This is a genomic window from Dapis brunnea BLCC-M229 (assembly GCF_050015995.1).
GTDB lineage: Bacteria > Cyanobacteriota > Cyanobacteriia > Cyanobacteriales > Microcoleaceae > Trichodesmium.
In genome coordinates this window covers 19,720-34,421 of record NZ_JBNHEP010000137.1, presented here as the reverse complement: position 1 = coordinate 34,421, position 14,702 = coordinate 19,720, and the positions used below count along the sequence as shown (strand labels likewise).

General features: G+C 38.5%; 11 protein-coding genes and 2 pseudogenes. 4 read left to right on the top strand and 9 right to left on the bottom strand.

Features of this window, described 5'->3' with window-relative positions:
- Positions 1–116 precede the first annotated feature (116 nt).
- Positions 117–2,231 (bottom strand): single-stranded-DNA-specific exonuclease RecJ, encoded by a 2,115-nt coding sequence (locus ACP6PM_RS16225; protein ID WP_426586358.1) that lies wholly within the window; start codon positions 2,229–2,231, stop codon positions 117–119.
- A 100-nt stretch (positions 2,232–2,331) separates the two neighbouring features.
- Between ACP6PM_RS16225 and ACP6PM_RS16220 the strand changes: the two genes are divergently transcribed.
- The 3 genes and pseudogenes from ACP6PM_RS16220 to ACP6PM_RS16210 form a co-directional block, all read left to right on the top strand.
- Positions 2,332–2,610 (top strand): hypothetical protein, encoded by a 279-nt coding sequence (locus tag ACP6PM_RS16220; RefSeq protein WP_426586356.1) that lies wholly within the window; start codon positions 2,332–2,334, stop codon positions 2,608–2,610.
- An 89-nt stretch (positions 2,611–2,699) separates the two neighbouring features.
- Complete coding sequence (locus ACP6PM_RS16215) at positions 2,700–2,864, top strand: tetratricopeptide repeat protein (protein ID WP_426586354.1); 165 nt, start codon at positions 2,700–2,702, stop codon at positions 2,862–2,864.
- Positions 2,865–3,161: 297 nt separating this feature from the next.
- Positions 3,162–3,284, top strand: a pseudogene (locus ACP6PM_RS16210) (hypothetical protein); the annotation flags it as partial.
- On the opposite strand, the gene ACP6PM_RS16205 reads toward ACP6PM_RS16210, so the two are convergent.
- From ACP6PM_RS16205 to psaA, 8 genes and pseudogenes are all read right to left on the bottom strand, one after another.
- Positions 3,261–3,524, bottom strand: coding sequence for a transposase (locus tag ACP6PM_RS16205; RefSeq protein ID WP_426586359.1), 264 nt, complete (start codon positions 3,522–3,524; stop codon positions 3,261–3,263). The pseudogene ACP6PM_RS16210 and the gene ACP6PM_RS16205 overlap by 24 nt on opposite strands.
- A gap of 216 nt (positions 3,525–3,740) precedes the next feature.
- Complete coding sequence (locus ACP6PM_RS16200; RefSeq protein ID WP_426586352.1) at positions 3,741–3,872, bottom strand: hypothetical protein; 132 nt, start codon at positions 3,870–3,872, stop codon at positions 3,741–3,743.
- Positions 3,873–4,828: 956 nt separating this feature from the next.
- The gene (locus ACP6PM_RS16195) at positions 4,829–5,017 is read right to left on the bottom strand and encodes a tetratricopeptide repeat protein (RefSeq protein WP_426586350.1); all 189 of its coding nucleotides are present in this window, start codon (positions 5,015–5,017) and stop codon (positions 4,829–4,831) included.
- Positions 5,018–5,104: 87 nt separating this feature from the next.
- Positions 5,105–5,158 (bottom strand): annotated as a pseudogene (locus ACP6PM_RS16190) (hypothetical protein); the annotation flags it as partial.
- Positions 5,159–5,243: 85 nt separating this feature from the next.
- The gene (locus ACP6PM_RS16185; protein ID WP_426586349.1) at positions 5,244–6,617 is read right to left on the bottom strand and encodes a toll/interleukin-1 receptor domain-containing protein; all 1,374 of its coding nucleotides are present in this window, start codon (positions 6,615–6,617) and stop codon (positions 5,244–5,246) included.
- Positions 6,604–6,873 carry an ATP-binding cassette domain-containing protein gene (locus ACP6PM_RS16180; RefSeq protein WP_426586347.1) on the bottom strand — a complete coding sequence of 90 codons (270 nt, stop codon included), beginning with the start codon at positions 6,871–6,873 and terminating at the stop codon, positions 6,604–6,606. The genes ACP6PM_RS16185 and ACP6PM_RS16180 overlap by 14 nt, the downstream gene beginning before the upstream one ends.
- Before the next feature lie 1,096 nt (positions 6,874–7,969).
- Positions 7,970–10,198 carry a photosystem I core protein PsaB gene (gene psaB, locus ACP6PM_RS16175; protein ID WP_426586345.1) on the bottom strand — a complete coding sequence of 743 codons (2,229 nt, stop codon included), beginning with the start codon at positions 10,196–10,198 and terminating at the stop codon, positions 7,970–7,972.
- Positions 10,199–10,313: 115 nt separating this feature from the next.
- A complete protein-coding gene (psaA, locus tag ACP6PM_RS16170) occupies positions 10,314–12,575 on the bottom strand; it encodes a photosystem I core protein PsaA (protein WP_426586343.1) in 2,262 nt (753 codons plus the stop codon).
- A gap of 1,052 nt (positions 12,576–13,627) precedes the next feature.
- Here psaA and ACP6PM_RS16165 point away from each other — a divergent pair.
- Positions 13,628–14,702, top strand: a 1,075-nt coding sequence (locus ACP6PM_RS16165; RefSeq protein WP_426586341.1) for a hypothetical protein, incomplete at its 3' end; no start/stop codon positions are given.

Below are 14,702 nucleotides of genomic sequence, written 5' to 3'. Positions count from 1 at the left end.
CTCTTGCTCTATACGCAATAGAAGAAAATTCCACTATCCATCCACATCCGGCGTGCGCTTCAGAAAATGAATTTAACTCTTGCTCTATACGCAATAGAAGAAAATTTCCCTATTTATTAATTGAGATTCAAAGCATTCATAGCTGCCTTAATTAAATTAAAAAAACGAGGTTGAGAAACATCAACTTTTTTAGCATCATTTCGACTTTTTCCTAACAAACCAAATCTTTTTCCCTGTTGAATTGCTAAGACTTCGCCACGGAAATTTCTAATTCTTAATTCCTGTAAATCTCCGATTTGATAAATACTGCAAGTATAGGGGCGATCACTGTAATAAAATTCTGCTTTTTGAGGAGGAGTAGATGAGTTTTGGTGAGGGGAAATTTCCATAGGTAAACGTAAACCAACTAATTCTAATTCAATATTAGTTTGATAATTCCAAGTATTTTCTCGCAATTGATAAGCAATATCGACTAAGGTCGGTAGAGGAAAATAATCTCCCCAACGCCAAGCGATCGCCTGAATTTCTTTTTCCCCTTTAATAAAGGTTAATTTAATATGACCTTTGCCGACAATTCTTTGTTGAGAAATTCGTACATTCCGACTCCAAAAAATAGGAGCTTTATTTTCAATTCCGCAGGGATGAAGTAAATCTATTTGACGATAAAGGTCAAAATTAAGTTCTGGAAATTCTGCTTCAGCATCAATAGTAACTAACGGTTTTAGGTAGTTAATTTCTAAACATTGATGAGCAAATTCACTCAAACGGGAGCGAAATTTATCTAAATTTTCCCCAGGCAAAGAAAAACCACCCGCTGCTTTATGACCGCCGTATTTTCCTAATAGGTCGTCACAAAATTGTAACGCTTCAAAAATATGAAATTCAGGAATACCACGAGCGGAACCCCGAATTATAGAGGTTGGGGTTTGGGGTGTAGGGTCTGAAGACATCATCCCTGCATCTATCCCTGCATCCGTGGCCAAATCTGTGTGTGCCTCATAACTGCCGATAAAAACAGGCACCCCATAACGTTCCACCAAGCGGGAAGCAACAATACCAATAACCCCATGATGCCATCCTGGTTGCACAACTACTAACACCCTTTCCTGCTGTAAATTTATTTGACTTTCCTCACACCAAGCGATCGCCTCTGCTTCAATTTCTGCACACAACTCTTGTCGTCGTTGATTAATTTGTTCGCATTGCATCGCCCTTTCTAAAGCTATTCCCATGTCATCTGTGGTCAAAAGTTCGATGACAATTTGCGGGTCAGCAATACGTCCTACTGCATTAATACGGGGACCAAGACGAAACCCAATATCATCAGGTTTAAGAGATTTTTGATTATTAGTTTGTTTAGTATTTCCCTGTTCTTGTGCTTTAACACCGGATACTTGAATTAATGCTTGCACTCCTGCTAACTGGGAGCGGGGCAAAAGTTGTAACCCTCGTTTCACCCACCGACGGTTTACCCCGGTTAAGGGTGCTAAGTCAGCAATAGTACCAAGAGTGAATAATTCTAAAAGAGGTTTAATTAAACCTTCGAGTTTTCCCAAACGTTGTGCTAGAGACACTGCCAAAATATAAGCAACTCCTACACCTGCAACACTGCGATAGGGAGAATTTTCTGAGATTAATTTAGGGTTGAGGATAGCATTAGCAGGTGGTAGGTTAGGTGGAATGTCGTGGTGGTCGGTAATAATGACGTTTAAACCGAGTTCCCGCGCTCTGGCAATAGGTTGATAAGCAGCAATACCATTATCTACAGTCAGAATAAGACTAACTCCTTCGTGGTGAAATTCTTCGACGATGCGTTGGTTAATACCATAACCTTCCTGCATCCGACTAGGAATAGCATAGTCAACTTTTGCTCCCAGGTGTTTGAGACTACGCAATAATAAAGCCGTGCTGGTCATTCCATCTGCATCATAGTCGCCACAGATAGCAATTTTTTGCTTTTGGGAAATAGTGGTTTGTAATAAATTTAGACTAATATCTAAGTCGTGAAATTCTTGTATTGGAGAAGGTAATGTTATTGAGTCAGGGTCTAAAAATGCTTGTGCTTTTTCTATAGTAGAAATATCACGGTTAATTAGTGTTTGGGCTATTAAGGGTAATATTTCTAAACTTGTAGCTAGTTGTTGGGTTGTTTCTGGTTGCTGTGGATATATTAGCCATCTTTGGTTAGGTAGTTTTTGCTGTTTGGTTTGGGAGTGAGATTTATTTTCCACAGTATTTTTAATTTAAAAGTTAATAATTTGGCAGTTTATAATTAATTCTTTGTATCAGAATAACATTGTGAGAAGATAATTTTTGGTGGAGGATGGAAAAATGCTGAAAAGTTTAAGAATATGGAAATTTTTAGGAGTAATATTGCTGCGCAACGTTTATGTAATATCTTTAATTGGGATAACCACACCTCATCATCTTTTAGCCCAAACCACTACAGGAAATTATGCTGCTGTTAGTGAGGATAATATTATTAATAATGACTCGAAAAATAAAAATGCCTCTGTTTATTTGAATTGGGGTGTTGAAAAATATAATCAAAGAGATTTTTCAGGAGTTTTTAGTGATTTTAGTAAAGCTTTAGTAAAGCTATTGAACTAAGAAAAAATTTTATTTAATCTTATTACAATCGAGTTATTTTGCGAATTTATTTAGGAAATTATTAAGGCGGAATTGCTGATTTTTCTAATGTGATTAATCTCGACTCTAGTCGAACCGAAGCTTATTATAATCGGGGAAATATCAGAAGTATTATTGGAGATTATCAAGCAGCAATTCCTGATTTTAATAAATTTATTGAACTCCAACCAAATTTGTTTTATATGTATGTTCAGCAATTAACAATTAACAATTAACAATTACCCCTTCTTAAAATAAGACCAATTCCCAAAAGTATTGCTATACTTAGGTCGGACTTCAGTTATTAAGTAATCAACACAATATCAATCACTTTTTTCCTAAAAATAACCCAGTTAATGTTTATTATTCTTATGTTTATTTCTCCCCACACTCCCCTACCCGATCGGGTATAGCATTTTTTTTGAGAAATGGTATAAGGGGATTGACACTTAAGGAAAATTTTTGATTTTATCCCATGTCCAAGGGGAGGTTTTAAACCTGAATTGTTGAATAATTAATTATTCAATAATCGTGGTATTGCTCGTTCTAGTTTAGGGGATGAACGGGGGGCAATTGTTTATTTTACTAAAGCTATTGAATTAGAACCAAATGTAGTCGATGCTCATAAGCACCTAAATTATCAAACACTTTTTTGAGATAGCTTTCCTAAGCTTTTCCAGCTTTCGAGTTTCATCAATTTCAATCCATTCATACTTAATAAATTTCCCGATAATTTCAATTAAGTTGCGTTTGGGTGAGTAAGTTGGTAACCAAAATATCTCGAAGTTTTTCCCTTTTGACTCTTCTAATTTTTCGATCATTTTATCCCTCGTATGGATTAGTGCTTGGTTCATCACTACTACAGTACGTTTAGTTAAACGTTCACTCTTCTTTATCTAAAAAATTAATCACAATTTCACTATTTATTATTCCCTGATGTATTGCGTAATTTAATTCGTTTTTACATCCCATTAATCCCAGAACATTAATTCTTTGACTTTGACAACTATTCAGAGTTATCCTTTCTGATTTTTATGGCCATCCTTAAGGAATCTCTGGCTGATGGCGAAAATCCACTTTCATCTAAATATCTTAAGTCTATTTCTCCTTTTTTAGCTTTCTCTTTCAGCTCTTCGCTTTCTGGGTATTTTTACCTCTATATTTATTCCTTGCAGGATGTGACTATCTCCATAATAAGTGTGGAGGTTGGTAATAGTTAAAAGTGGAGGATTTTGATTAGACATTTGATGATAAGTAGACTGGCATAATTAAATGTTATATAGCAATCAGGAATCAGATGTGAGAATTGAGGTTTTCCTTAAAAGTATAGAATATAGCAGTTATCATATTCATATATATTCATTTTTTCTTTTTCTCTGTTCCCTGTTCCCTGTTCCCTATTCCCCATACCCTAAAAATATCCAATATCTCACAACTCAAATCATATTGCTATAGCACTACTTGAATAGTTATAATGAAACCTCGTAGTAGGGTTTTATACCAATTCCCATGCATTAATGCTATACTTGGGAAACATTTCAGTAATTAAGTAATTAACACAAGCCGAATAACTTTTTTGCTAATAATTAGCAAGTTAATGTTAATTATTCTTATGTTTACTTCTCCCCCACTTCCCTACTCCCCTACTCCCCCGCTCAATAAAATGTATAAAAGTCTTTGAGAAATGGTATTATACCACCAGGACTTACGCAAAGGTACTATATATAGAGTTCAAAAACTATAACGTTATAGTTTTTAACGCTATATATGTAGTTTCTGCGCAAGTCCTAACCACTTTGAAAAAAGAATGGTACAAAAAGGTGTATCTCAATCAGATATGCTGAAAAATAGCTACTCCAATTCATTTTAAATAGTTATTTCTATCGTTTTTACATTCGACCAAGAGAAAAGTGCTAGGATATTTCCTTATATTCAATTCCGTTGCGGTTTTAACCAGAGGTAATTATCAATTATCCATTAATGAATTCTACCATTTGTAACAAACACTTATCAAATTGGTATTAGCCCTAAAAATATCTATCTGGCAGGCTAAAGCCCTACTACAAACAAAAACTTTTTTATCGCTAATTATCTGCACATGATATAACTTATTTAATTACCCCCTGGCTGCGGACAATATCAAAATCTCTTAATACCATTAACGCAACTCCTTCAATACCTCTTCTGTAAACGGATTTTCTCATTTTTTTAAAGTATAAACCCAACCTTGTTGTTGTGCTTTTTCCTCATCATCATCACTCCATTTAATGAATAATTCAAAGTCTTGAATAGCTCTCGAAAAATCTCCTGTCAATGCCCACGCTAAACCACGACTACCTATAATACTTCCTTCTGGCGCGATTTTAACAGCTTTTTTACAGGCAAACATTACATCCTTGGCTCGATTATATAAGCTACCATCCCAACAAATGTAATTCCAATCACGAGCTGAAATTTCTAACTCTGAATCTAATTTTTTGGCTTCGTTGAAAAGATTAATTGCCTCATCTATTTTTCCCAGCTTTGCTAATGTTTTCCCCTTTGTACTTTACTAAAAGCCGCCAAATTTTTTGCCACTGCCTCTGGATTTTTATCTATTTATTCTGTGCCTGAATTCAGGTCAATATCCAACTGTAATTTTTGAGCTTCCTTTCAACTTTTCCCTGTGCTGCTAACTTCTCACCTTGCAAAAACAAAGCCGTTGCCGAAGTTTCTACTCCACAGAGACGCCGCTCCTCTTCCGTGACATTGGGGTTGAGAGTGCGAACCAATGTGCCATCTGGTTTCCATAGTTTCACTGTCTTGTCATAACTTGCAGAAGCGAGCAAATCTCCTTTGGGGCTAAATGCTACACTGTTGACATCAATTTCATGGCCGGTGAGAGTGCGAAGCAAGGTGCCATCTGGTTTCCACAGTTTCACTGTCTTGTCTGCACTCGCAGAAGCGAGTAAATCTCCTTTGGGGCTAAATGCTACACTGCTGACCCAATTTTCATGGGCTTCTAAGCTATTGATTTCTTTATGTCCCTGCCAGTTAACGGTTTGTTGGAGAATATCGGTAGTTTGTATTTTTGCTGTTGTTTTAGTTCCTTGTTGCTCTAGTTTCAGCGCTGCTAACTGGAGGTCTAAAGTTCTCTCTCCTGAGACTATCCGAGTTTTTAACTCTCTCATCTCAGCTTTGCGTTCGCTGCGGACTGCTTGCCGTCGTTGCATTTCCGACCACACAGCAAGTAGGGAAATTATCACAGAAAATGCAGCCATTCCGGCCAATATTTGTTGACGTTGGTGTTGTTTTTGTTTTTGTTCCTTTTCTACCACTACTTGACTTGACTGAATAAATTCTTTGATTTCCTGAGTCACTCCAGGTTGTTTAGACTTGGTTTTTGCCAACTGCAACCATTCGTAAGCTTTTGTATATTCGTTGCCTCGCAACAGCAAGTCTATAGGAATGCAAGGCGGTTGTTCGTCTGTAAACTTAATTTTTAACCATTGTTCTGCTTGTTGGCGTTCTTTTCCAATCAACAAATAACGAGTTTGTTTTTGATTTTTCTCCCATTCTAAGCCTTTAACTAAGATATTAGTATGTTGTTGAACGTAATTTTTATGACGATTAAATAATTCGATTAAACCTGTAAAACTTTTGTCAAAATCATCAATATTTTCCCGAAAGTATACCCAGTTAATTCGGCCAATTTCAGGGTTCATGTTGGAGAAGCTGGAATGTAACCCTTTTTGTTGATAAGCTTCCCATTCTTCCAGAATTTTTTGAGGATTTCGTTGTTGCCAAATTTCATAAGTAATTTGTTCGACGTGCAATAGTGGAATAATTCGTTTGTTGTATTTAATGGCGCGATCTATTTCTTTGAGAAAGTAGGCAGAATTAACAGAATGAGGGGCAATAATAAACAGAAAATTATCAGCTTTTATGATGCCGTCATCTATTTGATTTTGAAAGTCAACTCCCAGGGGAATATCATTACGGAAATACACTGGTTATCTGAAAACTACGCCCAATACCTGCTTTAACAATTTTGTGGGGAGGCAAACCAACTAATTCTCTGCCATTGAGTTTGACGCTACCGGAAGTTGGTTGCAATTCCCCACTTATGAGATGATACAAAGTAGTTTTACCTGCACCATTAGGTCCGATAACAGCAGTAATAGTTTGAGCAGATAAATTGAAACTCACATTATTGACCGCACGAATACTGCTAAAGTCTTTGACTAAGTTTATAACTTCAAGCATTGTTTTAATCTAGCTTTGAGTAGAGAAAAAGTACAACAGCAAATTCAACAAATTATCATCTTAAGAAGGAATATTAGATCGTAGTTTTTCTAAAGTATAGTCATTTTTGTTGAGCAAATTTAAACCTCCAAATTATCATAATTGTTTAAATAGTGAAGAAATTAAAAAATTTTACCGAAAGCAATATTTCAGATGCTAAAATATTAATACTCTATCGTAATAATCTTAAAAATGACTCATTTAATTCAAATGAACTGTGCTTGTGAATCATGCTCCTGCATTGTTTGTCCTCTAGTTGTAGTAACGGTTGTCTCAATGCTATTTTTTGGGATCGAGAACATTCTGAGTTCAATAAATAGTCAACCATCATTTATTGATGGCGATACTAATGAGAGCCTCAATCAGTACAACTCAATTTACAACTAATTTAACTACAAAATTAAGGCTGTGACAGACTAGATATTTTGTAGATTTTTGTCTAACTTTTAGCCAGCAAAAGTTTCTCATGTAGATCGAAAAAATACTATTGCTGTAACATTGACAAAACTGTAGGAGTTCTATAGATTAACAACTTGCCAGATATTATCGCTTCATAACTTTCAGGGTGAACTTCTACTTATAAGAAAAACTATTATTAACCTCTTCTGTCAATTTTTTCTCTAATTTTTCAATTCTTGGGAAAATCCACCTTTCTCTCCAGTAATTAACTAATTGAAAACAATATTTTGATATCTTCAAGTTTCTATATTTCACCAATATAGGAGTATCCTCTGGCGTATTTACACATTATTTTTTGTACACCTTTTCTAAACTCCACCTAGAGCTATTAGTTGTAAATACCTGAGCGCGCAGCACTATACAACTAATATCATATCCGGATAATCAGCGATAGAACTCCGTTCCGCTGACGCGATCAAAAAGTTTTTGTTTGTAGTAGGGCTAAAGCCCTACTACAAACTTTAATTATAACTATTTAACCGGACATGATATAATTATCCAGATTTGATATAAAAACATACAAAAAAACCCCCTACTAAAAGCAGGAGGTTTAATTTAATCTAACCTACTCAACCCGAGTTCAGCTAATCTCTAAAAATTAACCAAACTTACCAGCAGTCGAGGCTATTAAGAACGCCGCGTAAGTCAGAACATAACCCACCGTAAAGTGAGCTAAACCAACAACACGAGCTTGAACAATAGAAAGAGCAACAGGCTTATCCTTCCAACGAACTAAGTTAGCTAGAGGAGTACGCTCATGTGCCCAAACAATAGTCTCAATCAACTCTTGCCAGTAACCACGCCAAGAGATGAGGAACATGAAACCAGTCGCCCAAACTAGGTGTCCGAATAAGAACATCCAAGCCCAAACAGACAAGTTATTAGTTCCATAAGGGTTATAACCGTTAATTAACTGGGAAGAGTTCAACCACAGATAATCACGGAACCAACCCATTAAATGAGTAGAAGATTGATTAAACTGAGCGATGTTACCTTGCCATACAGCTAGGTGTTTCCAGTGCCAGTAGAATGTTAGCCAACCAATGGTGTTTAACATCCAGAACATAGCTAGGTAGAAGGAGTCCCAAGCAGAGATATCGCAAGTACCGCCACGACCAGGGCCATCGCAAGGGAATGCGTAACCGAAGTCTTTCTTGTCTGGCATTAACTTAGAACCACGAGCATCCAACGCACCTTTAACCAAAATCAAAGTAGTTGTATGCAAACCTAGAGCGATCGCATGGTGAACCAAGAAATCTCCAGGCCCAATGGTCAAGAACAGAGAGTTAGTACCACTGTTAAGAGCTTCTAACCAGCCTGGTAACCAGACATTACCATAGTTTGGCCAAGCTGTAGTAGCAATACTATCAGGGTTTGACAACAGCACATCCATGCCGTATAAAGCCTTCCCGGAAGCAGCTTGAACGAACTGAGCAAATACTGGCTCAATCAAGATTTGCTTTTCAGGAGTACCGAAAGCTACCACTACATCATTGTGGACGTAAAGACCTAGAGTATGGAAGCCCAAGAATAAAGAAACCCAACTCAAGTGAGAGATGATAGCCTCTTTGTGGTTTAATACACGATCCAATACGTTGCCTTTGTTTTGCTCAGAATCATAATCCCGTACTAGGAAAATAGCACCGTGAGCAAACGCACCTACCATGATGAAACCAGCAATATACTGGTGGTGGGTGTAGAGCGCAGCCATTGTAGTGTAATCCCTTGCCATGAAAGCATAAGGAGGCAGAGCATACATATGCTGTGCTACCAAGGAAGTAATTACACCCAAGGAAGCTAGAGCTAAAGCTAACTGGAAGTGTAGAGAGTTGTTGAGAGTCTCATACAACCCTTGGTGAGGGAGGTTAAACTGACCTTCGCTTTTGCCACCAACTAAACCAGCTTTGGAGTCCAGCATTTCTTTGATGCTATGACCAATACCAAAGTTAGTCCGGTACATATGACCAGCAACTATAAAGAGAACCGCGATCGCCAAGTGGTGATGAGCCATATCAGTCAACCACAGGGATTCAGTTTGAGGATGGAAACCACCCAAGAAAGTCAAGATTGCAGTTCCCGCACCTTCAGAAGTACCAAACACATGGTTAACAGTGTCAGGATTTTGAGCATAAGCGCCCCAATTTCCTGTAAAGAAGGGAGCCAAACCTGCTGGATGAGGCATAGTTGTCAGGAAGTTATCCCAACCAACGTGCTGTCCGCGAGATTCAGGAATTGCAACGTGAACCAAGTGACCAGTCCAAGCCAAGGAACTAACACCGAACAGACCTGCTAAATGGTGATTTAAGCGGGATTCAGCATTTTTGAACCAAGCAAGACTAGGACGGAACTTGGGCTGGAGGTGTAACCAACCAGCAAACAGCATGAAGGATGCCATAATCAGAAGGAATATAGAACCCTGATATAGGTCTCCATTTGTTCTCATGCCGATGGTGTACCACCAGTGGTAAACACCAGAGTATGCAATATTTACTGGATTAGAGGCTCCTGCTTGAGTGAAAGCATCCACTGCAGGTTGACCGAATTGAGGGTCCCAAATCGCGTGGGCGATGGGACGTACATTCAGAGGATCTTTAATCCACTGTTCAAAGTTTCCTTGCCAGGCGACGTGGAACAGATTACCAGAAGTCCATAGAAAAATGATTGCCAGATGGCCGAAGTGAGAAGCAAAAATCTTTTGGTAAAGATTTTCCTCCGTCATGCCATCGTGAGTCTCAAAGTCATGAGCTGTAGCAATCCCGTACCAGATCCGCCGGGTGGTTGGATCTTGTGCCAAATCTTGGCTGAATTTTGGGAATTTTGTGGCCATAAATCTTTGATCTAAGTCTCGCGAGTCTTTGAGAATTTAGTGAGAATTTAGATTGAAATAGGGGATTGAGGATGAGTCAACCCCCAAGGAAGAATGTTAAAACGTTATTGGATTCTTATCCTACTGAAATTATTCTACACAGGAAGAACGCCCAGGTTGTAGCAATTCCACCTAGGAGATAGTGAGCTACCCCCACTGCCCGACCTTGGATGATGCTTAAAGCACGAGGCTGAATTGCTGGAGCAAAGTTTAACTTATTATGAGCCCAAACAATAGACTCGATCAACTCTTGCCAGTAGCCACGACCACTGAACAAGAACATTAAGCTAAATGCCCAAACAAAGTGTGCGCCTAAGAACAATAAACCATAGGCAGACAGAGCTGAACCGTAGGATGTAATTACATTTGAAGCTTGTGCCCAAAGGAAATCACGCAACCAACCATTAATGGTTATTGCACTTTGTGCAAAGTTACCGTAGGTAATGTGAGATACTGAACCGTCTGCGGCTACTGTTCCCCAAACGTCTGACTGCATCTTCCAGCTAAAGTGGAAAATCACAATTGACAGAGAATTATACATCCAGAACAGACCTAAGAACACATGGTCCCAACCGGAAACTTGACAAGTACCACCACGACCAGGACCGTCACAAGGGAACCGGAAGCCTAATTCACTCTTATCTGGAATTAGACGAGAGCTACGAGCATACAGTACACCTTTGAGAAGAATTAGAGCTGTAACGTGGATGGTAAAGGCATGGATATGGTGAACCATAAAGTCCGCCGTACCCAATGTCATTGGCATCATTGCTACTTTGCCACCTACTGCTAATACATCACCACCAAAAATTGGGCTAACAGATGCTAAAGCATTAGGAGCAGTATTGCCAGGAGCCATCATGTGGATATTTTGTACCCACTGAGCAAAGATTGGCTGCAATTGAATACCAGTATCAGAGAACATATCTTGGGGACGACCCAAAGCTCTCATTGTATCGTTGTGGACGTATAAACCGAAGCTATGGAAGCCCAAGAATATACATACCCAGTTCAAGTGGGAGATAATTGCATCCCGGTGACGAATGACTCGATCCAACACGTTATTAACATTTTTTGCTGGATCATAATCCCGCACCATAAAAATAGCACCATGTGCTCCAGCTCCCACAATCAGGAATCCGCCAATCCACATATGGTGTGTGAACAGAGATAACTGAGTTGGGTAGTCAGTAGCAATATAGGGATATGGTGGCATTGCATACATATGATGCGCCACAATGATGCTCAGGGAACCCATCATCGCTAAGTTAATTGCTAACTGAGCGTGCCAGGAGGTTGTCAGAGCTTCATAGAGACCTTTATGACCTTCACCACCAATTAGAAGTGGGTCTTTGTGAGCCTCTAAGATTTCTTTCATGCTATGACCAATGCCCCAGTTTGTCCGGTACATATGGCCAGCAACGATGAATAACACCGCTAGTGCCAAGTGATGGTGAGCTGTATCAGATAACCATAAGCCACCTGTTACAGGGTTTAAACCACCTTTAAAGGTTAAGAAGTCAGCGTACTCTCCCCAATTCAATGTAAAGAATGGGGTTAAACCTTTAGCAAAGCTAGGGTATAACTCTGCCATCAAGCTTTTATTTAGGATAAATTCATGGGGCAGAGGAATATCCGCTGGTGCTACCCCAGAATCTAACAACTTGTTAATAGGTAGAGAAACGTGAATTTGGTGACCAGCCCAACCCAAGCAACCTAAACCTAGTAAGCCTGCTAAGTGGTGGTTCATCATTGATTCCACATTCTGGAACCATTCCAACTTAGGAGCACTCTTGTGGTAATGGAACCAACCAGCAAACAACATCAAGGCAGCCATTACTAAGCCACCGATCGCTGTGCAGTATAGTTGGAACTCATTGGTTATCCCAGAAGCACGCCATAATTGGAATAATCCAGAGGTAATTTGGATTCCGTGGAAACCACCACCAACATCACCATTTAAAATTCCTTGGCCAACAATTGGCCATACAACTTGAGCACTTGGTTTAATTCCTGTAGGGTCTGTTAACCAAGCCTCATAGTTGGAAAATTTAGCGCCGTGAAAATATGCGCCACTCAACCAGATAAAGATTACAGCCAGGTGGCCAAAGTGCGCGCTGAAGATTTTGCGCGATACATCTTCTAAATCAGAAGTATGACTATCAAAGTCGTGAGCGTCAGCATGGAGGTTCCAAATCCAGGTAGTGGTTTTTGGTCCTTTTGCTAAAGACCGCTCAAAGTGACCAGGCTTGCCCCACTTTTCAAATGAGGTAGGTACTGGGTCCTTATCAACGGTTACCTTTGCTTTTGCCTCGCGCTCAGGAGGACTTATGGTCATGAAGACTCTCCTCTCCCAAAGACAATTAACTAAATTATTTATGTTGTAGACACTGATAAAAGTTGTAAAGAATTATCAACATCTTTTGCAAGTTTGCAGGTTTCAACTGCTTTATTGCTGGAGTGCAACATCACACTCTTTGTTTATGCCAAAACTATATAATATTTTGGCGCAAATCTCACAAATACATAGATTTAGTTTTACCAATTCAATGTAAGTGCGAACTTCTTTAGGAGATTATAAACTTGCTTCATAAGTTTAAGTTGTATGTTTACAATTATTAAAATTTCTTGATGAAGCATTAATAAAGTATGATTTCTTCCTCACAGTAGAGAAAAAAAGTCAAGGCATATAACCGAAAATTTTACAAAACTCAAAGTTAACTAATCTTCAAATTTGACCATGGTCAATATGGACATTTACACATTTTACTAAGCTCTTACGACCTTCTGTCCATCAAGTGAATTAATTATCTACAGTTGGGACTCATTTACAGGAGTTCCCCACTCAATCTCAATTATAGATAAAATGTATATAATCCCTTATTCCTTCTAGCTGAAACCCTTGAGTTTCGGTTGAAATGCCTAATCTTAAATTTATAAACGTTATATATATATATAGATAACTATCAACGATAGAACAAAAAAAATTAGTTTGTCCTCAATAAATACTGATAAACTTTGGTTTGTGAGACTACACCTCCGAGTGAAGTTAAAAACCTACGGCATATTAATAGTCTTGGCGTTAGGTAATTCACCTTTGCTTGTGAGGCTCACGCTCTACCCCAAGGGTCAGCCTTAAGAGGGGTTGCTCTGTAAACCAGCCTAGAGGCTCCCGTCTGTTGTCTTGTGCAATAGATGGAGGACTACCAAAAGCCCGCGCTGTATGTTCGGTAGAGCGTCGGGTAGTTTACTGAGAAAATTATCGTTAACAATAGATATCTCCGATAATCTACCTGAAACTACTATAAAAAGGTTGTTATATCTTAATTTCCGGAGAGGTCTAATAGAAAAAACTTCAATGTTAACTCTAAATTTATAGGAGTATCGTCAGTGTTTGGCATAAATTTGCAAGCAATATATCTCAGAAAAATCATCACATTCCTAATTACAGTAGTTTTAATATCTGGTTTAGTCAGTTGTAGCGATCGCCTCCCAGAATTACCTCAAATTCGTCATCAAAAATCTGAAACCATCTCGAATACTAAAATATCTGAAGTTTCCCCGCCAGAAATAATTCAACAATTACGTCAAGCAATAGACATATACCAACCTCAAATCACAATACAAAACCCACAACCAGATCAAATATTTGAAGACAATGATATTACTCTGCAACTTCAGGTGCAAGAGTTACCTATATTTAAGTCTGACCTAGACCTAGGACCTTATTTAGAAGTAATCTTAGATAATCAACATTATCAAAAAATCTATGACCTCAATGAATCCCTTGTTTTATCTGACTTAGAACCAGGTACTCATACCCTGAGAATTGTTGCGTGTCGTCCGTGGGATGAAAGTTTTAAGAACGAAGGTGCTTACGCTCAAACTACATTTCACATCCTCACCAAAACCGCAAATAATAATCCTGCTCCCAACTTACCATTGTTAACTTATAATAGTCCGGTAGGTAGCTATGGTGAGGAACCCATTATACTTGACTACTACCTCACAAATGCACCATTGCACTCGGTAGCGCAAGCAAATCCTGAAGATGACGTAGATGATTGGCGTATTCGTGTTACTGTCAATGGAACCAGTTTTATAACCGATCGATGGCAATCAATATATTTACAAGGATTTCATCCAGGCAAAAATTGGGTAAAGTTAGAATATATTGATGAATTGGGTAATCCAATTAATAATGTCTATAACAATAGTGTTCACCTGATTACCTACAAACCAGGTGGGGAAGATGCTCTCAGTCAAATAATTCGAGGAGAAATTTCACTCAAGGAAGCATTGAGTATAGTTGACCCGGAATACATCTACGAGGAATTGCAACCCGAAGTAACTCCAGAACCAGAAGTAGAACTAGTTCCTGTGACTGAACCGATAACTGAGGAATTAGAGGAAGAGGAAACTTTTGTTGAACCTGAAACAGAAACAGAAACAGAAGTAGAACCAG